Genomic DNA, 20,944 nt, shown 5'->3' on the forward strand with positions numbered 1-20,944 from the left:
GCGACAGTTTACCAGAGCTGAACACGCTGCACAGTGTCAATCTGTGCCGGTGTTCGCCGTGGCCGCCCTTAAACTGGACTTTACAATGCAGATTAAGACCATCGATTTTGTGGAAGTGCCTTAGCAATAAAGATTATGCGATACTGATCAAATTGTTTTTAACTCTGGCAGTATCATGGATCAGATTGACGTCCGCGGCGCCCGCACCCATAACCTGAAAAACATCTCCCTGACCCTTCCCCGCGACAAGCTGATTGTGATCACCGGGCTGTCGGGCTCAGGCAAGTCGTCGCTGGCGTTCGATACCCTGTATGCGGAAGGCCAACGCCGCTACGTGGAATCCCTGTCGGCCTACGCCCGCCAGTTTCTGTCGCTGATGGAAAAGCCCGACGTCGACCACATCGAAGGCTTGTCGCCGGCGATCTCCATTGAGCAGAAGTCCACCTCCCACAACCCGCGCTCCACCGTGGGCACCATTACCGAGGTGTACGACTACCTGCGACTGCTGTTTGCCCGGGTCGGCGAGCCCCGCTGCCCTACCCACGGCCAGCCACTGGCCGCCCAGACCGTCAGCCAGATGGTGGACAAGGTGCTGACCCTGCCCGCAGGCAGCAAACAGATGCTGCTGGCGCCGGTAGTTCAGGGCCGTAAAGGCGAACACACCAAGCTGCTGGAGGGGCTGGCGGCTCAGGGCTACATTCGCGCCCGCATCGACGGCGAGGTCTGCGACCTGTCGGATCCACCGCCGCTGGACCTGCACGTAAAACACAACATCGAAGTGGTGGTAGACCGCTTCAAGGTGCGCGACGACCTGGCCCAACGACTGGCGGAATCCTTTGAAACCGCGTTGGAGCTGTCCGGGGGGGTGGTTCATGTTGCCAGCATGGACGACGCCAATGCCGAACCGCTGATCTTCTCGGCCAACTTCGCCTGCCCACTCTGTGGCTACGCCATGAGCGAACTGGAGCCGAGGATCTTCTCCTTTAACAACCCGGCCGGGGCCTGCGGCACCTGTGATGGCCTGGGTGTACAGCAATTTTTCGACCCGCAGCGAGTGATCACTAACCCGGAACTGTCGCTGGCTGGCGGCGCCATTCGCGGCTGGGACAAGCGCAACTTCTACTACTACCAGATGCTCAAATCCCTGGCCGACCACTACAAGTTCGACCTGGATGAACCCTTTGAAGACCTGCCCAAGAAAGCCCGTGACGTAGTGCTGAACGGCTCTGGCCGCCAGAGCATCGCCTTTAAGTACGTCAACGACCGGGGCGATGTAGTGACCCGCAACCACCCGTTCGAAGGCATTCTCAACAACATGCAGCGCCGCTACAAAGACACCGAGTCTAACTCGGTGCGTGAGGAGCTGACCAAGTACATCAGCACCTCCAGCTGCCGCAGCTGCGGCGGTTCGCGGCTGCGGGAAGAAGCCCGCAACGTGTTCGTGAATGAGATCAACCTGCCGATCCTGGCGGAATGGTCCATCGGCCAGGCGTTGGAGTGGTTCCAGAGCATTGAGCTCGAAGGGCAACGCGCCCAGATTGCCGAGAAGGTACTGAAAGAGATTTGCGACCGCCTCGGCTTCCTGGTGAACGTGGGCCTCAACTACCTGACGCTGTCGCGCTCGGCGGAAACCCTATCCGGCGGCGAAGCCCAGCGCATTCGTCTGGCCAGCCAGATTGGTGCCGGCTTGATGGGGGTCATGTACGTACTGGACGAGCCCTCCATCGGCCTGCATCAGCGTGACAACGAGCGTCTGCTCGGCACCCTGACCCACCTGCGGGATCTGGGCAACACGGTGATTGTGGTGGAGCATGACGAAGACGCCATTCGCACCGCCGACCACATTGTCGATATCGGCCCCGGTGCCGGCGTTCATGGCGGTGCCGTAGTGGCTCAGGGTGATTACCAGGCCATTTGCGATAGCGAGCACTCACTCACCGGCCAATACCTGTCGGGTAAGAAACAGATCGCCATTCCTGAGCAACGGGTGGCATTCAACAAAGACAGCGTTATTGAACTCAAAGGGGCCAGTGGCAACAACCTGAAGCGGGTCGACCTGACCATTCCCTGCGGCCTGATGACCTGCATTACCGGCGTCTCCGGCTCCGGTAAGTCAACCCTGATCAACGATACCTTCTACAAGCTGGCCCACATCGAACTCAACGGCGCCAGCGTCGACGAGCCGGCCCCCTACACCAGCATCCAGGGTCTGGATAACTGCGACAAGGTGGTGGACATCGATCAGAGCCCCATTGGCCGTACCCCCCGCTCCAACCCGGCCACCTACACCGGCATCTTCACTCCGATTCGGGAGTTGTTTGCGGGTACTCACGAATCCCGCGCCCGAGGCTACAAGCCCGGTCGCTTCTCGTTTAACGTCCGTGGCGGGCGCTGCGAAGCCTGTCAGGGCGATGGCGTAATCAAGGTAGAGATGCACTTCCTGCCAGACGTGTACGTGCCTTGCGACCAGTGTAAGGGCAAGCGCTACAACCGCGAGACGCTGGAAGTGCACTACAAAGGCAAGAGCATTCATGAAGTGCTGGAGATGACCGTCGAAGAGGCGCGTCAGTTCTTCAACCCGGTCCCGGCCATTGCCCGCAAGCTGCAAACCCTGATGGACGTGGGCCTGTCTTACATTCGCCTGGGCCAATCGGCCACCACCCTCTCCGGCGGTGAAGCCCAGCGGGTGAAGCTGGCGCGGGAGTTGTCCAAGCGTGACACCGGCAAGACCCTGTACATTCTGGACGAGCCCACCACCGGCCTGCACTTCCAGGACATTCAGATGCTGCTGGACGTACTGCACCGACTGCGCGATCACGGCAACACCGTGGTGGTAATTGAACACAACCTGGATGTGATCAAAACCGCCGACTGGATTGTGGATCTCGGCCCCGAGGGCGGCTCCGGTGGCGGTGAAATCCTGGTTACCGGCACCCCGGAGCAGGTGGCCAAGCACAAGGTCTCGCACACCGCCCGCTTCCTGAAGCCGCTGCTCGCCTGACCGCGACGCCAACCTTGACCCATCCGGCCCGGTCGCGACAGACTGGGCCTCTTTGTTTAAGCGCCAACAACGATATGAAACCCGATTGCCACACCGCCATGACACAGCTAATTCAGCAGGCCCGGGACGCCTTCCCTTTTGGCGTGCCCGAAGCCGAGTTGTGTGGCGGCAAGTGCATTGGCTGCCCTAAAAAACTGCTGGAGTTGGTGGACACCGAACTGTGTGACTGGGAGACCCGGCTGGAACAGGGTGAGGTGCCTAAGCTGGGCGACGTTTCCCGTCTGGGCAAGCTATGCCGCAACGTTCATCGTGGCCTGAAACGCAACGGCGTGGTGTAAGCCACCCGCCCAAACTCGGGCCAGATGTCAAGATTGAACTGTTCGGCCGTTACGCCAATAATGGCGCCTCAACGCTGGCCAAAAGCAGCCAACCACAGGAAGATCTCATGCGTTCTAGCGACACCCAGATTCAGGGCACTCCCAAAGACTACTCCAGCGATCTGTACCGGGTCACCTTTGAAGTAGCGGAATCCAACGGCGCCGCCAAAACCATTCTCACCGACTTTCTTGGTCCCGAGCACAGCCGCAAGCTCATCGCCCTGCCCCACGGCTACCAGTGTGAACTGCCGATGCAGTGCATTCCTGAACTGGTGCGCAACCTGACCATGGCCAACATCGCCGTCTATCAGGTAATCCGCCATGAACAGGCCCAAGGTGAATGGCAGTAACCGCTGCACTTCGGCAGGGAACAACCGCCGGCTAAGACACAGTCCGCCGCCTTGGGGTTAAGTCCTAAAACTGATGGGACGATGCCGCTACCGCTATGACTTTGGCTTTCCCAACAGCCACTCCAGGTTAAGCAGCAACCACAGCGCATTGGCCGCCGAGCATAACCATGCGCCCGCCAGCAAGGAAGCATCGAGCTGCGACGACTCAGACAGCGCCAAGGCGCTCAGTAATGTCACTAAAACCGCAAACATCAATAGCCATAGGGCGAAATAGAATAAGGCTTCGTAAGATGGGGCATTTCCTTTAGAAAAAGTCATCTTCCCTAGTCTTCCGGCGGGAACGATTTCAGAGAGGAAAAGGGGGCACTTAGCCTGATTAGAGCAAAACCAACCCCAAAGGATATGGCATCCAAGACATAGCTATTCCAAGATCCAAGAAAATAATATAGCCCAAACACAAAAGGAAAAAACGCAAATAATATAACAAGGTTTCCTGATAGGATTGCAGGGGTATTAATAAACCGGCATCGTTCACAGTCAATCTTATTTTTTGTAATCAACGACATCAGCAATTCCCTGCTAAATTGATGACCACAATTACCGCAGTACCGTTCCAAGTGGCCAAGTTTCATCCTTTTCCCCTCAGCTTTTATCTTCTACCAATGAAAAAAACACATCCAAGTATTTCTGGAAAAATACCGTCACTAATCCACCAATGACAACTATAAAGTCCACTCGAATGTCAGTGAACAGCCCCAGCGCTCCTCCAACTACCAAACCGATAAAAACACTGTTGATCAGAGACGCGACAGGACTGACTCTAAGAACCCGGTGGCAATGAGGGCAAGGAATACGCTCGTCATCCACGAACTTCTTGATGTAGGAAAAATCTATCGAGGATTTACAATGTGGGCAATCTCTAGAAAACATATCCAGTTCCTTAAAAGTCAAATGTGGCAAAAAGCCACATTTGACTGCTTCCTAGTTAGTATTCAACCAACGGCCAATGCCGCCTGAAACGAATGCACCGACAGACATGCCAATTGCCTTTCTTCCATAGTAACGAGCAGCTACAACCAGAAGAGCAATAGCAACAGGGTTCCCCCCCTGAACTTCCAACATTTCATTTCCATTTAATAAAGTCATATTCTATCCTTAGAATTCAAGTGTTCCAACAGCTCGATAGCCCGCATATGCCGAAAAGGCTGTAATTGATCCTTTCACTGCATTTCTGAAAATGGTTGAACGTACAATAAACCCAACAACAACAATTATTGGGTGACCTCCAACAACATTATTCAATTCACTATTTGTCAATTCCTGCATAACAACATCCTTATTTAACGTTCCCTGTTTATGCAAGTGCAGATTTAAAGCATAGCCTCAAAATCAGCAACTTGCATGATGACAAGGGCTACACATTCCGCCCTTGATCCAATGCCTTGTGTATTCCGGCATCAAATTCCTTTCTACGAATTAGTGCTGATCGCCTCCTCAACATTGATGTCCCGCACCCTGCCTGACTCCAGAGCAAAGACACGATCGGCATGACGAATCGTTTCAGGACGATGGGCAACAATTATTCTGGTAATCGGCAGCTTGCTAATCTGTTGACTAATCTGAGTTTCATTGTCCAAGTCCAGATGACTGGTGGCCTCATCCAAGAACAACACACTCGGCTCCTGATACAGCGCTCGGGCCAGCAATATCCTCTGCATTTGACCGCCGGAAAACTGGTTACCCATATCTCCTACAAGGCTGTCATAGCCCATTGGAAAGCCCCGAATTTCACTGTCTATTGCCGCCAATTGGGCACATTTCTGCATCTTCAACAGATTTGGTTCGGGATCGAAGAAGGTGATGTTGTCAGCGACACTTCCGGAAAAAAGGGTGTCATTCTGCATCACAGCGGCAATCTGACGACGATAACGAGTCAGCCCGAGAGTATTGATGTCCACCCCATCCAAGCAAATTCGGCCACTCACAGGAGACAGTAATCCAAGCATCAACTTCATCAACGTTGACTTGCCCTCACCCGATGCGCCAACGATGGCAATACACTCTCCAGGTTCAATGACCAGAGATACCTCCTGCAGAACAGGAACAGCATCTCCATAGGAGAAGCTCACTCCCTCAACAGTCAATCGCCCGTGAGGTGCTTCCAGCAGTTGATCACCGTCTCGACAGCTTTCCTGTTCATGCAAGGCGATATCCGATATTCGGTCCAAATGTAGACGCAATATGCGAAATTCGATCAACTGTTCAAGAAAACTGGTCGCTCGCTCTGTTAACTGTTGTTTATAGGCCATAAAAGCCAGCACCATACCAACCGTCATCTTTCCATCCATAACGGTCATGGCCGCAATGTAAACAACGACAATATTTTCAATTCCAAACAGAAACTTGCTCGATGACTCAAATCCGATCTTTAATTTTCCCAACCTAATGTCGGCGTTGATGACATCCGCATACTGGTTTTGCCAAAGGGATTGTCGTTGAGCTTCCCGAGTAAAAAGCTTAATTGTCTGAATACCCCTGACATTTTCCAGAAAATTACTTTGCTCTTTGGCATTCGCTTGAATCGACTCCTCGGTGGTTCTATGCAATGGTCGATACAGAGATAATCGAAGAAGGTAATACAATGCCACGGCGATCAAGACAACCACGGTCAGCTTAATGCTGTAGATAAACATCATGATCAATACCGCAATGGACATCAAGCCATCGACTGTCGTCTCCACCAGACCGCTGGTTATCCGCTCTCTGACATTGGCCAATGATCCAAATCGAGAAACCAGATCACCAATATGCCGTTTCTCAAAGAAACTCATCGGCAGTCTCAATAGGTGGTGCAATAGATTCACACCCAATTGCATATTGAATAAGGCGGACAGCCTTAAGACTAACCAGGAGCGAGCGACGGTGGTTGCGACAGTTATCAAGACTATCAGGGCAAATCCCAAGGCCAGCACTTTAAGTAGTGCCACATCTTGGCTGATCAATACCTCGTCGACCACCCACTGCATGTAATAGGGAGACACCAGAGAAAATAGCTGCAGCAACAGAGAGAAACCCAAAAGTGCCAGTAGTGCAGATTTGAATCCGGTCAATTTAGACCACAGTTGCCCTAACCGCATTCTTTGACGCTCATCCTCACGGATAAAACTCTGAGTCGGAGACAGCTCCAGTGCCACGCCAGTGAAGTGAGTCGCAAATTCATCCAGGCCATACTGGCACCGTCCCTTTCCCGGATCATTGACCATCACGTGCTTGGAAGTGACTTTGGTAAGCACCACAAAATGATTCATATCCCAGTGGATGACACAGGGTAAAGATAGGTGACCAGCCTCCTCCAGAGGGCATTTAAGTGCTCGACTCGTCAGACCTAACGAATCTGCCACTTCGATCATTTGTTGCAAGTTCATCCCTTTAAGGCCGGTTGAAAACCGCTTTCTTACTGCAGCTAAATCCAGCCTTTTGCCATGAAAACTGGCAACCATAGCCAAACAGGCCAAACCACACTCAGCGACCTCGGCCTGGAGAATCACTGGCACTCGCTTAATACCGGAAAAATCCAGCATTGAAGCCGTTTGGTTGTTATCGCTCTTGCCAGACATTACCCAACCCTCCCTTTCAGGCTATAGATGGGATCCAGCAGCCATTGGACCAAATTGCGGCTTTCCAGAATAATGTCCGCCTCCAGTTGCATGCCGCTTTTCAGTTGAAACGACTCGCCGTAAGCATTCAGACTTTGTACCGGAAGCTTGGCCTGCACTCGATAAACAGGCTCATTCATTGGAATGGGCAATCGGCTGTCATTTTGCTCAAGAACAACCTTATCGACCTGATAAACATGAGAGGCCATGGACCCAAATCTCTGATAAGGAAAGGCGTCGAATCGCAGACGCGTTGTATCCCCCTTTCTTACAAATCCTGCTGAGCGACTCGGTAATAGCAACTCCGCAACTAAAACCGCTCCCTCGGGAATTACACTCATTAACGGTACCGAAGATGAAATGTACTCCCCTATCGCTGTTTGAATAGCGGTTACCGTTCCGTTTGAGGTCGCACGAATGACGTAGCGAAACCGGTTCTGCACCTCAGTTCGCTGTCGAAGAAAAATGGTTAACTTCTTTTCGATCTCAAGGATTTGCAATGAACGTTGGTGGGGCAACATTCCAGATTCCTGTTGCAGCTGTTCCAACCTGGACTGACTCTGGTTCTTATCGATCTGAGCCTGTTCCTTGGCGTGTTGCACCAGCAGCAGTTGCTCCTTTTGGGCGTGGAAATCCGATGTTGATATAAATCCGTTCTGGTGCAGTTCCTTTGATTTATCTAGAAGGACTTTTTTGATCTCCAAACGCTCTGAAATGAGAGAGAGCTGCAATCCAAGATCATCGATATGGCGCTCTAGAGCATCGATGTCTGTAGCCAGTTTATGTTGCTGTTTATGTTCCAAATCTTTGCGATGAACAAGCTCCCTGTTAAGGATAGAGATCTGCTTGTCGATCTCCTCTATCAGGGTATCTTCTAGTTCTCCGCCCGAGGTAAGGGAACGGCTGTCAGTGATGGTAATCAGAGGGTCCCCTTTACCAATCTTTTGCCCCTCCTCAACATGAAGTTCGGTAATGGCCCCTCTTCTGTCGGAGTACACACGAATCATGCCTTTGTCTGGCTTCAGATACCCCTTAACCGTTTCTTTTCGTGCATATTCAGAGGTCAGAAGGAAAACAATCAACGCAATAGTAAAGACTACAAGACTTAAGGCAATATAGTGAATCGATATTGGCTGAGACAAAGACACGACTCCCGTGAGTCGATGTTTTTGCGCTTCTATTGCCTGTACTCTAAATAAACCAGCCATCTTCCTTGTCCTGATTCACTCAACGAATGAAAGAAAGGTAGCAAAGAAATTACGACTATAATCGTGAATAACAAAAGATCACAAACACACACATCAACAAACAATAATAACAATATTAATCAGTAAGTTATAGATACGGCGCATCAATAAACCAGAACAGCAATTCGATAGAATTCACAATCAATCACAACCACTCACAGCTAATAATAACGGCTAGCAAGGGTTAGATAAGTAGAACGCAGACTCTATGGTAACAATAAGCATCATATCATTGATAAGAACTGTTATTGATGATTGAATTGTATAATTCACTAAGCACCGAGTGATGGCTTAAGTTATTGAGTCACCTATTAACTGAGTGACTATAGAAGCCAAACAGAGCAATATTTACCATCATAATCACTCGAACCCCACTGCAAATACCTGAGTCCAGTAGTAGCCGTATTCCGAATCTGGGTTGGCAACACAGGCGACTCCGGTTTCCCGGTATTCCGATGACATCAGGTTTTGACAATGGCCGGGGCTGGCCAGCCACTCTTTCACTGCGGTATCCACATTAGGCTGTCCGGCAGCAATGTTCTCACCGACAAACTGCCATTCATACCCCAAAGCAGTAACACGTCGACCCACATCGCTGCCATCCAGACCGGTATGGCTGAGAAAATTGTAGTTAGCCATGTTAGAAGCGTGTTCCCAGGCTGCTTGTTGCAACACCCCATGGGCTTGCAGCGGAGCCACCGCCGGGTATCGAACACCCCCGCACAGCTGTCCACTGGTCCGAACCTCGTTGATGCGCTCTATCAGTTCAGGCAGATTATCCCGGCATTGATTCAAGCCGTTACCATCAGCAGCCACAGCCATGCCTACTTCGCCCTGTGCGACGATTGTCACCAGTATCAGCCAAAACCGCAGCATCATCCCCCCTAAAAGCACATTCAATAACCCTACTAACGCAGTAAGCAGAGATATTGGCACGCTCCAGGTGAAGTATCAACGAGAGAGAATAGCGACTAATAGTCAGCAGCCGCTAGCGTCCATAGGCCACCATGCTGCTACCAGCTGAACCGGGCACGACTCAAACCTCCTCAAACCCAAACATAATAAAATGTAATCATAAAAATCACATTTGATAATTTAACTATATCTTTGCCCCTTCCTATACTGCTCCACATCGAAACAAGATACGCACCACCACAACGAATCTGGAGCACCCTATTATGAAAATGAGTCACGTAGGCATCATGGTCACCGACATGGACAAGGCCATCGAGTTTTACACCAAGGCACTGGGCCTGAAGATGGTCATGGGCAAGAGTGAAGTCCTGGAGGAGCGCGAGACCGCCATCGGTCGCATGTGCACTCAGGTATTCGGCGAAGGCTTTAAAGGCTTCAACATCGCCCACCTGCTGACGACTGACGGCATCGGCGTTGAACTGTTTGAAATGAAGGATCGCCAGGAGCGCCATGAGGTCGACTTCTCTCGCATCGGCATCTTCCACTTCTGCCTGGAAACCACCGACTTTGAAGGTGTCATTGAAAAAACCATTCAGTATGGCGGCAAGCAGCGGATGGACATTATGCGCTACCACCCAGAAGACGACAGCAAGCCGGCAAAGATGGTGTATCTGGAAGACCCGTTCGGCAACCTGTTCGAGCTGTATTCTCACTCCTACGCCGAAACCTACTCCTCAGAGTACGAGTAAGTCGTCGATCTCAGCGACTGAACCCAAGCCAGCACCATGATGCTGGCTTGTTACCAATCCAGACCATCTTGGAGAAACCCGAATGGCACAACTGCTTCACACCATGCTGCGCGTGGGCGACCTGGATAAATCCATCGCCTTTTACACCAACGTTCTGGGCATGACGCTGCTGCGTCAGGTTGAAAACAAAGACTACCACTACACCCTGGCCTTCGTTGGTTACGGTGAAGAAAGCCAAGGTCATGCCGTTATTGAACTGACCTACAACTGGGGCGAGTCCAATTACGATCACGGCAACGCATTTGGCCACATCGCTCTAGGTGTTGAAGACATCTACGCGGCCTGCGATAAAATTCGCGCGGCCGGCGGTAACATCAGCCGCGAACCCGGGCCAGTACTGGGCGGCTCAACCCACATCGCTTTTGTAACCGATCCCGATGGCTACAAGGTTGAGTTGATTCAGCAAGATTGATCTGCTTCGCCTACAGCTTGCGATTCCATTCGATCGTAGCGCCTTCGAGCCAAGCGTAAACTTGGACGACGCTTTCTGCCAATTCAATGCCGATAGCTTTAATCTTCATGATGGATGCTCCTTCTATCTCTCTGGATTAAGTCATAACCACTTAATTCCGATGCACTTTAACGCAAACTCCAGAAGGGGCGTTTATCACATCACAACAAATACTATCGAGAGTAATTAAGACAGATCCAAAACTCGCCGTCTATAACACTCAGAAATCAGGTGCACATTATTCTTCGCGTTCAACAGCGCCCTGAGCTTGATTAAATGATAATCAACACCACGCTCGGTCATGAACACCTTATCAGCAATGTCAGGGCGTGAATGGCCATCCGCCAGCATTCGCAGGATCTCCATACACTTATCATTCACTAAACCCAGGCCAGTCAAAGGGTTGATGCTACTGGTCACGTTACTGGCAAACGCCAGTTGATGAAACTGATCTAAGCGCTGAGTTAGCTCTTCGCGGATTTGCTCTCCCTGCTGCTCCAACTCAACAGGCGCTTTGTCACTCATCATAATGAACTCAGGAGAAAATTCTGGATAATATGGATCTTCCAAGCGGATGAATAACCGCGAACGAACACCATATTTCTTCAGCACATTAACGCAACGACGGGTCGCTTCGTCCTCACCCTCATAGCTAAAGATGGCGTAGTTAGTTTTCAGATATAGATTGTGGTTAGGCTCTTTATGGATCGCAACCTGGATAAACTCTTTGCGCAACCGGCGAATGTCGTCATTAGAGTAGATAAAGTCCAAACGACGGTTATGTTTGGTCATAGCAAACTGGCTACCAAGCTCATGACTTGCATTAAGCGATACCAGATATAGCCCGCCAATGAAGCCGTAAGATGCAGCGATCTCATCAAGCAGTTGCTCTAACTGATTGATCTGAATCTGGTGAAGTTCAATTAGCTTTTGCCCTTGCACAAGTACCGTCTACCGTGGTTGTAATACAATGGTTAACATTTTATGCCAACCCCTCTTAAGGGGTAGTTCTGAGTTAACAGAATCAACTGCAATAATGAAAGTCCATGAAAACTCATAGTCTTTTAGGCACTGCACAGACAAAGCCCCGCTAGTAAAGCTAGCAGGGCCACAGAGATCTTCTCTTGCAGTTTAAGCAATCAGTAGAGTTCGTAAACGATCTGCTGCTTGTCGAGTAGTTGTTGATACTGAACTTTTGCCTCTGTCGCGTCACCCAGTCGCTCTTGTAAGGCTTGCACTAACACTTCACGTATCGCCGACTTTAGCATCGGTTGACCGCAGACATACAACAAGCCGTTGTCGTCCAGCAGCCAGCGCAGCACATGCTGCCGATTTTGTTGCAGTTTATCTTGAACGTACACCTTCTTATCGCCCTCACGAGAGAACGCCAAATCCAAGCGGCTTAACTGGCCACTGCTGCGCATCTGTTCAAGATCCTGCTGATAATAGAAGTCCTGCTCAGAGTGGCGATTGCCGAACACCAGCCAATTACTCGCACTGGCCCCAGTCGCGACACGCTCCCTAAGCAGACACATCATCGGCGCAATACCTGTACCGGTGGCCACCATTAACAGCGGCTGCTGCGGTTTTGGCAACACTAATCCACCTTGAGCGCGATGGCTCACCTCGATAGGTTGATTGAGTGACAACCTATTAATCAAATAGTCAGAACACTTACCTACTACCTCAACCTCACCTTGTTGGTAAACCACCTTACCGATACAAAGCTCCACACCATCATCAAAAACATCAGATACTGAATACAAGCGTTCCAGGGTCTCATTTGGCGGCACGACACCAATTAGATCACCAGACTGAAACTGAATTGTCTTATCAGTTTGAGCCAACGTAAAACGCAAACGATAAGCACCGCGCTCGATGCTGCAGTGTTGACTGTGCAACTCACCTCGTTCAGTTAGTGTCATCGCCAACTGAACCGGACCATCCAAAACGCTGCCATCCGGGTTAAGTCCACTGTAATCAGCAAACCACTGCTGCCACCGCTGGTAGGGTGCGCCATCCACCAACTGTAGGTTATTATCGTGAGCCGCCTCTAGGCGAATAAACTGCTCATGCAACAACTTTCCCGCTTCGCAAAACAGACCATAGTTGCGATCACCGATGGCAAAAATATCTACCTTGGTATTGAGGGGATTAGTGCGTTCGCACAAGCGGTCAAAGAAGGCGATGCCGTTATCGGGAAACTCGCCATGGCCGTAGGTACTGACAAAGATCAACACCTGTTGATAGTTATCTAACTCTTCTACGGATACCTGCGAAAGCGGCAGGCAACTTGCGCTCCGACCACTGGCTTGCAGTAGCTCGGCGCTTTTCTCTGCCAGGCCCTTGGCTGTACCGGTTTGACTGGCATAGCCAATGAGGATATCCCCCTGTTCATAGATTGGGGTAAACAACAGGTTCTTCAAATAAAAAGAAAATTGATTCATCACCATCCCCTTAGGCCAGATTGCGAAGCAGCGAATCCACTAAGAACGCTACAATGGCAATCGAGGTCAGGACAATAAACAACCCGCTTACTGCCTTGGCTGCTTTGTTAACTGTTGATCCTTGTTGAGTTGTCATCGCCTTAACCCCCTGTTCTTTTCGCTTTGCTGCTCAGGCTCACCAACCAATTTCGAAATGCAGTCAGATATTCGATGCCTTGGCCCGCTGGACAGAAATAGCGACAAAACAGCTGCGGCACAAACGTGCAGCCAACCACCACCGCTGGCAAAATGGCCCACTGAACACCCACCCCTTGCAATGAAAAAATCATACTGAAGGGCTCATAGGAGCCGGCGATCGGCACCGTAGTCAACAGGCCTACCATGATCACAATCCATAGGCCTACCTTTGGAATCCAACCACCGTAACGCTGCACCAGTTTGGGTACTGGGAAATTAAGGCCGGTTAGTTTAGCTAACAGGCTTTGCAGGGCCGAAAATGGGCACAGCTTGCCACAATAGATATTGCGACCCAGTACCAAAATTCCCAACAAGACGCCACCACTAAGAATCCAGAAGGCAAGGTTGTCGTAAATAGATGGTAGATAGCCAAGCAGTACTGCTGTGAAGTTGCTGGCACTGATCATCTGATTCAGCCAGAACCCCATTACCCCAAGGGCCGCGATGTTCAGCATCAATGAGAACGCCGGTTGAGTAACCCGCTGAGCAATCACCGCCAATATCAAAAAAGCAATCAGTACGCAGTGCTGACTACCAAAATCCAACTCTGATTTCAGCAGCGTCTGCTTTCGACCAAAACTCAGTGCTGCAGCGTGCTCAAGACCGATGTAGTGGGCACGCTTAATGGCTTCGGAACTGATAGTGGCACCACTGACTGCGTCGAAGTCTTTATCGGTTCTTGGGCCAACAACAGCTTTGTCTTGAAATTGGTCGAAAAAGAACTTATTGACCAACTTCTGAATATAAGCGGGAGTATCATTGTGATGGAGAATATCGGCACCGTGAACCTTGCCATCAGCGTCATACAGAGTGATCAACTGTAAAGGCCCACCGAAGCTTTTTTCGGTCGTAAGAATGGCAATCCGCTCTTCGCTACTGCCATTGCTATTAGATTTACTGACCGTCCAAGCGTTATCACTGTTGTTGATCGCTTGGATAATGGTATCCGGGTACAGCGCTTCCAGTTGAGCAAGCCAATTGGGCTGATTCAACTGTTGACCCACTAAATAGGCACACAGCATGCTGGCAAAAGCCAGCCAACGTAGCACCTTAATGTAATCCAGTCGCCAGCCGATGATCTGCGGCCGGGCGGCGGCTCCCCTGCTTGCACAGGTTTTTTGGCAACTTTGACAGGACATAACGTATTCTTCTCGGGTTTACTTCGGTTACTTCAGTTCGGTAATCGGGATGGATTCGCCTTTTGGCGCTGACTGGGGAATGTTGGCATGCTGCAAACAGATATCGCGCATCTCTAACAGCGGTTGACTATCCTGCTCTGGTTGCAGCTCGAGCAGCACATCAAGGTCCGACAACGCCTCTCGATACCGATGCAGGCCAAACAAACAAGCCATGCGGTAATGCAATGCCGACAGGTCAACTTGCTCTACCAATACCTCGTCAAAATCATCGATTGCCTCAGCTAAACGACCACAGCCGTGCAACGCCATCCCTTTAGCGATAAGGCATAGCCGACGTTTGTAGCCACGTTTTAGTGCTTCAGTAAAAAAACCCACGGCATCATCGTGAACGCCTTGCAACATGGCAATCTTACCGGCACCAAAGAAGCCTTCAGCCCAATCCGGCTGAAGCTCGATTACCTTATCCATGCTCTTTTCCGCTTCCTCAAAATTGCTTTCACGCAAATAAAGATTGGCCAATTGATAATGAGCAAGATAAAACTCTGGATGGGATTTGATAACGCCGCCGAAGGCGGTACCAGCCTCAGCAAAATCACCAGCTTTAAGCGCTTGCAAGCCTGCATCATAATCGGACTTAATCGCCTGTTGAGCAGCGACATCCATAACATGCACCTATATATGTAAGGGATTGGATGGGTGAAAACAACAAACTCATAATTGCGCTTTCACCCAGTGAGAGGGTATAACCCGCCGACTACAGGTTATTGAGGCTTAAATCGCTTTGAGTTGAGGTTTAGCCAGGCGCACGCCAACAATAGCCATCAGTAGACCCGGCAAGAACATCACCATCACGCTCATGGATGCCGCCTGTGGCTCTTTCTCTAGCACTGCCGCGACCCCAAAAGCGATATCAAAAATCATCAGGCCCAGGCCTAGAGAGAGCGCAACCAAACCACCCCAAGCCGCATCACACTTAATGCGCAGCCATACCACCGCTTGAACTGAAGCCAAACACAACACGCCCAGCCAGAAGAACAACACCTCGATTCCAGAAAAAATACCCAGTCCAGACATGATTAACCTCCAAAGCCGTCGTAATCGCGACCCTTCTCATTCCAAAATACTGCTGGCGCAGCCTCGTCAAATGCTTTGCCATAACCATGCAACAGGTCCATTTCGCTCATCATTTTGTGCATGAAGCCAGGAACGATGGTATTGGCTTTATCAATCAAACGGTGGTGCCAGAAATCTGGCTTGTTGTATGGACAGGTGGTAACACAGGTACTGCAGCTAGTTTTAGAGTCTGCCCAGTACTGTAAGCACTTATCGCAGTTGACATACCACTTGCGCACCCCGGGGTTAGAAAAGCCCCAGTCCTGGCCATCTTTCGGTGGCTCCATACTAGGCTTAGGATCATGTGGAATTGCTTCACTTGGGCAGTTATCCGCACAGTGCATGCAGTTTTCACAGAAACTCTGAACACCAAAGGTCACTGGTTTGTCGTAGTACTCCTCCAACTCCATATCGGTGTACACCTTGGCAAGACGCAGACGGGGACCGTACTTGTGGTTTACCAACAATCCCATTCGGGAACTTTCACCCAGACCGGCCGCGATCGCCTGTGGAATGCTGAGGCCGTAACTGTTACCCACTCCCACAGAGTGGAAACCCAGGAAGTGCATAAAGGCCGCCAACTGGTATGCGGTTTTACCCATCTTGGAGTACCCCTCTACCTGAGCGGCATCACCCAGTGCAGTTGGTGCGGCACGGAGACCTTCATAGGACGTTTCAAAGCCCAGTACGATTACCGTCTTAGGTTTAAAACCCATGACCTCTTCTAACTTATGGGCCTGGTCACCGGTACGAACGTGGGTGTAGTCCCAACGGGGATCGTGACGAGAGATACCCACCAGATCAGCGCCATAATGACGCGCAGCACGCTTGATTACCGCATGGGCTGTCGCTGCGTCTTTGAACTTGAATTCCGGGTTGAATGGATTTGGCTTGAACACCTGCGGCAACGCGTACCCTTCATACGCCGGCGCCTTATCCTTCATAACCATCGCGAAAGTCCGGCCGCCAGCTTTCAGCGCCATGTCAATGGAGGTCATACCGGGTTTGTTTTCATCTGGCTGGGGACGAAACGCAAACTGCTTACCGGCTCGAGCAAAGCGGTAAAAAGAAGTTTCCATCTCGCTGAAACGCTTATAGGTCGGCGCGACATCCTGCGGAAACTGATCGTGTCTGATAACACCAAAGCCATCTTCGCGCGCTTTGACCTTTGGTGAGAGACCACCAGTGACCATAGCAACACCACCCACGGCGCTCAGTTTTAATAGGTTACGACGAGACTTACCTTGCTCGCTCAACCCTTCGGTATGACTAGTCAGTTCTGACACTGCTAAGACTCCTTTAAAGCCATTAATTCAGGCGCGTTCACTGCTTGTTTTGCGAACGACTAAATAAATAATTCCAGATCTATTAAAAGTCTAACCAGATATTTAAAATCAGGTTCACTGAAATTGACTTTAGTATGAATTTCTAATGCTAAAAAAACTCTATGACTCCCCATAGCAAACACCAGACCACAAGTCATCATTTGAACACAGTCACAACTCTTGCGAGTCAATCTTTCCTCTCTCAATAAAAATCACGACTAATCCACATTACCAAGCCATTTATAAAAAAACTATGAGGATTCATATTGAGCGATGGGGTTACAATTGATAATTGCGAGATCATAGCCATACGACTTTAAATATTCAAAAGTTAAAAACCCGGAAGAATTTAAATAATTTGCGTGATTATCATCACCCAAATCAGCTATAGAAAAGTGACTTGAGACCAACACCCCGCGAGACAGGCGTCGCAAACTGACCACTGAAAAATGAACTATTTTATTCCTTTAGGTTGATTAGATCACATTGGCTATAAAATTCCAATACAGATCGATTTTACGCATGCATAATATCTATTAAATCTATGCATAATATAACAAGCAACCGGGATAAATTGCTGGCTATCATCGCATCTCAATTTTGTAACACCCTAGTTACTATTAGTGAGATGATGATGAAAAAAGTGACTGTCATTACAGCCAGCATGGCTGCCCTACTGATTAGCACTACTGCTAATGCCGAAATAAAATATGCAGACAATGCCGTTGCTGTTGGTGCTCGTGTAGAAGTTAGCGATGCATCTGAAAGTTCTAACCAGTATACTCGCAATACCCTTGAATTAATTCATCGGTCTGGATATAGCTGGGGAGAACTGTTTGCCAAATACCGTATTGAAAATTTTGGAGAGATGTCTGATAAAGACAAGGTCAAAGGCACCACCAATAAGTTCATCGGTAGCCTGTACCACAATATTAACCATAGTGGCTCTCAGGTTTGGTTCGATCTGTTCACCAGCGCCAACCAAGCGATAAATGAAAACCAAATCACCCTTGGTGTTGCTCAGAAGACCAAAATTGCTGGTATTAATATCAAGTTCAGTGTTGGTGCACACGCGGCTATGGGCCATAATGCCAAAAATGGTTTGGAACAAAGCGGCTTTACCTACAACGGAATCCTCACCCGCATTAACGCAAACTACTCAATTAACAAAAACATCATACTATTTGGTGTTCTCAACACTAGCTTCGATCGCGATATGCACGTTCAAAAGATGTTCGCTCGTGATGAAAGCACCGGCATGTTGGCTGTGGCTGGCGCCAAGTACAAGTTCGACAAGAAGCTCGATATGTCTGTTGCTTACGCACACCAGCAATCCTGGGGCGGCTATAACGACAATGGCGACAATATTAATGTCGCATTCTCCTATCATTTCTAACCTGACCAATTTGTATTATGAAAGGTCCTCCAACGAGGACCTTTTTATTGAAAAATCTATATGTGGTCGTCTTTACCAATAAACTCAATAATTCTATCAACAATCACCTTAAAGCGAGCAGTCATAGAATTACACGAGCGATACATCAGGTGGAGTTGCTGTTTCTGTACGCAGCGCCCTTCGAAAAGCACTTCGAAGCTCCCTTGTTTACTTTGATAGCGCATCTGACTTTTGGGCACCAGGGTAATCCCTAGTCCGCGACGCATCCACTGAGCAGCAATATCGGCCGAATCGGCGATAATGAAAGGATTCAGCTTTGTAGTACCACTTTCTCCGCTTCGCCATTGCCAATGCCACCGCAGTGACTGGTTACAATCTGGGTAATAATTGATACACCGGTGCTGACTCAACTCCGTTGGGCATTGTGGCTCACCGTAACGCTCTAAGTATTCATTCGTAGCGCAAAAATAACTGGAAAAATCGCTAAGCTTGTGGCCAATCAGCGAGGCATCCTCTAACGGTCTTGGGGTGATCAATAGATCGCAATCGCTCATTGATGTTTGCTGCAATGGACTTACGGTACGTAAGTCCAAGTTCAGATCAGGGTATTGCTCGACGATACTCGGTAACAAGCTTTCACTCAGCCAACGTAAAATTGGGGCTGGTGCCCCGATGATAACCCGACCCTCTACCTCATCGTTATGCGAAATTAGAGCTTCCGCCATGGTTTCGTAGTCGTCCAGTATCCTCTGCGACATATGCAACAGCTGTGCACCCTGTGATGTTAACTCTATACTGCTGCCACGGCGGTGCAGCAACATGGCGCCAAAATGATTTTCTAACTGTTTAATGCGGCGGCTGAGAGCAGGTTGACTGATATCCAACACTGAGGCAGCTTGAGTAATATTAAGATACTCCGACACCACCTTAAACATTTTGAGACTGTCAATTTCCATGAGTAATCAACCATATTGATTTGCACTCTTATTATACTGACTTAAGATTGATTGCCAGCACGATCTGAATCACTGATTTAGCTTCATTCTGCTAACTACTATTGGATCTAATACTCTTTGCCCTGTTATTATTTTCAAGCCTATGAATCTTGGTTCCAGTGCGTTAGATACATCGTAGAAATCTAGGTTTCGAGTGACAGCCGTTCAATACTAATCTTTAGAGCCACCGTTATCGGCGATCACTTCGTATTGGTTGAAGTCATCAACCACCACTTGTTATGCGCCCAACAAGTGGCAAAAACCCAAAAATTCAAGTAACTAGTTAGTATGGTACTTGCTCCAGTACTCCTTAGGACTAGGGCTCGGAAGGACCTTCTTGCAATCCAGTTGCTATGGCACTGCCATTTTTCTCCATTGCACTTTGCTTTGTTTTTGCATCAGTGATCTGCACACCGGAACTGTTATTCAATTAGCCGTACAATGGAGCAAAGTTCAACTGCATCAGCGCTAGCCATGGCTCACTCAAAATAAATCCATTAATAAACAGTAAGATACTGTTCCATGGTTGTGGGGAGTCTCGGCACTATTGCACGCTACGAGGTAACTGGATAATGAATTTAGGTGCACTTAGAGTCTTTATGGTGGTGGCCAAGACGCAGAGTATTGCTCGTGCTTCTGAGATTCTCGACATCACCGCCTCATCCATAAGCCGTAAGATTAAAAGCCTGGAAGATGAGCTGAACACCCAACTGTTTCACCGCGGTGGCAGAGAGTTTCACACCACCAGTCAGGGCACCGCCATTCTGAAGCGGGTAGAAATACTGTTGAGTGAAGAAGACAACATTCGTAACCTGGTCAACGACAAGCAAGAAGTTCGTGGCCCCATTGGCCTGATGGTGCCACCCACGTTTGGCAACATTTTAGCCGGTGAATTTTTGGCACCCTTTATGAAGCGTTATCCGAATGTTGAACTTAGCGTGAAAGGGAGTCACGGTCGCCGCATTGAAACTCTGCATAACTACGACATCGCCATTAGCCCTAATTTACCCAATGACACCTCCCTGGTTGCCAAGCTCATTTTCCAGGGTAAACGACACTTCTTTGCCGGCAAGGGCTTATTGGAACAATATGGTGTGCCGAAACACCCAAGCGAATTATCGAATTACCCCTATTTGCAACTGCAGATAGACACCAGTTACCGCCAAGGCAAGCAACAGTGGGACAACGGCCAAGGATTGAGTGGTGAATTTATCACTTCAACTCGCATCACTTCCGATCTGCCCGACGTGCTGGCAAAAATGGTATCAGAAAATCTGGGTGTCGCCTGCCTGCCCAATGGCGCATTTCGAAACCTGCCAAAGAACCAGTATGTGCGTCTGTTTTCCGATGATATCTACAACCAGAACGTCATGTACGCCATCTACCCGTCTCGTCAGCATCGCCCCCACCGAGTGAAGGTGTTTACCGATGAGTTAACGGCCTTCCTAAACGCCCTGCCCAACCTGTAAGGCTTGCTGCAATACAC

At 49.5% G+C, this 20,944-nt stretch carries 21 protein-coding genes; 7 read left to right on the forward strand and 14 right to left on the reverse strand.

Annotated elements, in window-relative coordinates:
- Positions 1 to 175: 175 nt before the first annotated feature.
- The 3 genes from uvrA to J8Z22_RS20315 all read left to right on the forward strand — a co-directional run bounded on the left by uvrA (position 176) and on the right by J8Z22_RS20315 (position 3,728).
- Positions 176 to 3,001: an excinuclease ABC subunit UvrA gene (uvrA, locus tag J8Z22_RS20305; protein WP_252007843.1), complete on the forward strand. Its 2,826-nt coding sequence runs from the start codon at positions 176 to 178 to the stop codon at positions 2,999 to 3,001.
- 98 nt (positions 3,002 to 3,099) lie between these two features.
- The gene (locus tag J8Z22_RS20310; protein WP_371878040.1) at positions 3,100 to 3,339 is read left to right on the forward strand and encodes a hypothetical protein; all 240 of its coding nucleotides are present in this window, start codon (positions 3,100 to 3,102) and stop codon (positions 3,337 to 3,339) included.
- A gap of 107 nt (positions 3,340 to 3,446) precedes the next feature.
- Entirely contained in the window at positions 3,447 to 3,728 is a 282-nt protein-coding gene (locus J8Z22_RS20315; RefSeq protein ID WP_035414921.1) for a hypothetical protein, read from the forward strand.
- Between the two features lie 93 nt (positions 3,729 to 3,821).
- On the opposite strand, the gene J8Z22_RS20320 is transcribed toward J8Z22_RS20315, so the two are convergent.
- The 7 genes from J8Z22_RS20320 to J8Z22_RS20350 all read right to left on the reverse strand — a co-directional run bounded on the left by J8Z22_RS20320 (position 3,822) and on the right by J8Z22_RS20350 (position 9,453).
- Entirely contained in the window at positions 3,822 to 4,046 is a 225-nt protein-coding gene (locus tag J8Z22_RS20320) for a hypothetical protein (protein ID WP_252007846.1), read from the reverse strand.
- 324 nt (positions 4,047 to 4,370) lie between these two features.
- Positions 4,371 to 4,658 (reverse strand): hypothetical protein, encoded by a 288-nt coding sequence (locus J8Z22_RS20325; protein WP_028111429.1) that lies wholly within the window; start codon positions 4,656 to 4,658, stop codon positions 4,371 to 4,373.
- Between the two features lie 51 nt (positions 4,659 to 4,709).
- Positions 4,710 to 4,874: a hypothetical protein gene (locus J8Z22_RS20330; protein ID WP_156896892.1), complete on the reverse strand. Its 165-nt coding sequence runs from the start codon at positions 4,872 to 4,874 to the stop codon at positions 4,710 to 4,712.
- A gap of 9 nt (positions 4,875 to 4,883) precedes the next feature.
- Entirely contained in the window at positions 4,884 to 5,054 is a 171-nt protein-coding gene (locus J8Z22_RS20335) for a bacteriocin (RefSeq protein ID WP_252007849.1), read from the reverse strand.
- Positions 5,055 to 5,197: 143 nt separating this feature from the next.
- Complete coding sequence (locus J8Z22_RS20340; RefSeq protein ID WP_252007852.1) at positions 5,198 to 7,345, reverse strand: peptidase domain-containing ABC transporter; 2,148 nt, start codon at positions 7,343 to 7,345, stop codon at positions 5,198 to 5,200.
- Positions 7,345 to 8,592, reverse strand: coding sequence for an HlyD family secretion protein (locus J8Z22_RS20345; protein ID WP_252007854.1), 1,248 nt, complete (start codon positions 8,590 to 8,592; stop codon positions 7,345 to 7,347). Before J8Z22_RS20345 ends, J8Z22_RS20340 begins: the two co-directional genes overlap by 1 nt.
- A gap of 399 nt (positions 8,593 to 8,991) precedes the next feature.
- Positions 8,992 to 9,453 carry a CAP domain-containing protein gene (locus J8Z22_RS20350; RefSeq protein WP_252007857.1) on the reverse strand — a complete coding sequence of 154 codons (462 nt, stop codon included), beginning with the start codon at positions 9,451 to 9,453 and terminating at the stop codon, positions 8,992 to 8,994.
- A gap of 356 nt (positions 9,454 to 9,809) precedes the next feature.
- On the opposite strand from J8Z22_RS20350, the gene J8Z22_RS20355 reads away from it, so the two are divergent.
- Together J8Z22_RS20355 and gloA are read left to right on the forward strand one after the other, a co-directional pair.
- Positions 9,810 to 10,295 carry a VOC family protein gene (locus J8Z22_RS20355; RefSeq protein ID WP_028111425.1) on the forward strand — a complete coding sequence of 162 codons (486 nt, stop codon included), beginning with the start codon at positions 9,810 to 9,812 and terminating at the stop codon, positions 10,293 to 10,295.
- Between the two features lie 82 nt (positions 10,296 to 10,377).
- Positions 10,378 to 10,767: a lactoylglutathione lyase gene (gene gloA / locus J8Z22_RS20360; RefSeq protein WP_252007860.1), complete on the forward strand. Its 390-nt coding sequence runs from the start codon at positions 10,378 to 10,380 to the stop codon at positions 10,765 to 10,767.
- A gap of 225 nt (positions 10,768 to 10,992) precedes the next feature.
- On the opposite strand, the gene J8Z22_RS20365 is transcribed toward gloA, so the two are convergent.
- From J8Z22_RS20365 to J8Z22_RS20390, 6 genes are all read right to left on the reverse strand, one after another.
- Entirely contained in the window at positions 10,993 to 11,748 is a 756-nt protein-coding gene (locus J8Z22_RS20365; protein WP_252007863.1) for a LuxR C-terminal-related transcriptional regulator, read from the reverse strand.
- Between the two features lie 197 nt (positions 11,749 to 11,945).
- Positions 11,946 to 13,253 (reverse strand): flavodoxin domain-containing protein, encoded by a 1,308-nt coding sequence (locus J8Z22_RS20370; protein ID WP_252007865.1) that lies wholly within the window; start codon positions 13,251 to 13,253, stop codon positions 11,946 to 11,948.
- Between the two features lie 140 nt (positions 13,254 to 13,393).
- Entirely contained in the window at positions 13,394 to 14,629 is a 1,236-nt protein-coding gene (locus J8Z22_RS20375; RefSeq protein ID WP_252007867.1) for an FMN-binding protein, read from the reverse strand.
- Between the two features lie 27 nt (positions 14,630 to 14,656).
- Complete coding sequence (locus J8Z22_RS20380; protein WP_252007870.1) at positions 14,657 to 15,292, reverse strand: tetratricopeptide repeat protein; 636 nt, start codon at positions 15,290 to 15,292, stop codon at positions 14,657 to 14,659.
- Positions 15,293 to 15,400: 108 nt separating this feature from the next.
- A complete protein-coding gene (locus tag J8Z22_RS20385) occupies positions 15,401 to 15,703 on the reverse strand; it encodes a hypothetical protein (RefSeq protein WP_252007874.1) in 303 nt (100 codons plus the stop codon).
- Positions 15,704 to 15,705: 2 nt separating this feature from the next.
- Entirely contained in the window at positions 15,706 to 17,028 is a 1,323-nt protein-coding gene (locus tag J8Z22_RS20390; RefSeq protein ID WP_252007877.1) for a reductive dehalogenase, read from the reverse strand.
- 667 nt (positions 17,029 to 17,695) lie between these two features.
- On the opposite strand from J8Z22_RS20390, the gene J8Z22_RS20395 reads away from it, so the two are divergent.
- Positions 17,696 to 18,463, forward strand: a complete 768-nt coding sequence (locus tag J8Z22_RS20395; protein ID WP_252007879.1) for a hypothetical protein — start codon at positions 17,696 to 17,698, stop codon at positions 18,461 to 18,463.
- Between the two features lie 56 nt (positions 18,464 to 18,519).
- Here the strand turns inward: J8Z22_RS20395 and J8Z22_RS20400 are convergent, their stop codons facing one another.
- The gene (locus J8Z22_RS20400) at positions 18,520 to 19,419 is read right to left on the reverse strand and encodes a LysR family transcriptional regulator (protein ID WP_252007882.1); all 900 of its coding nucleotides are present in this window, start codon (positions 19,417 to 19,419) and stop codon (positions 18,520 to 18,522) included.
- A 611-nt stretch (positions 19,420 to 20,030) separates the two neighbouring features.
- Here J8Z22_RS20400 and J8Z22_RS20405 point away from each other — a divergent pair.
- Entirely contained in the window at positions 20,031 to 20,927 is an 897-nt protein-coding gene (locus tag J8Z22_RS20405; RefSeq protein ID WP_084144272.1) for a LysR family transcriptional regulator, read from the forward strand.
- Positions 20,928 to 20,944: the final 17 nt, after the last annotated feature.

This window comes from Ferrimonas sp. SCSIO 43195 (assembly GCF_023716685.1).
GTDB lineage: Bacteria > Pseudomonadota > Gammaproteobacteria > Enterobacterales > Shewanellaceae > Ferrimonas > Ferrimonas kyonanensis.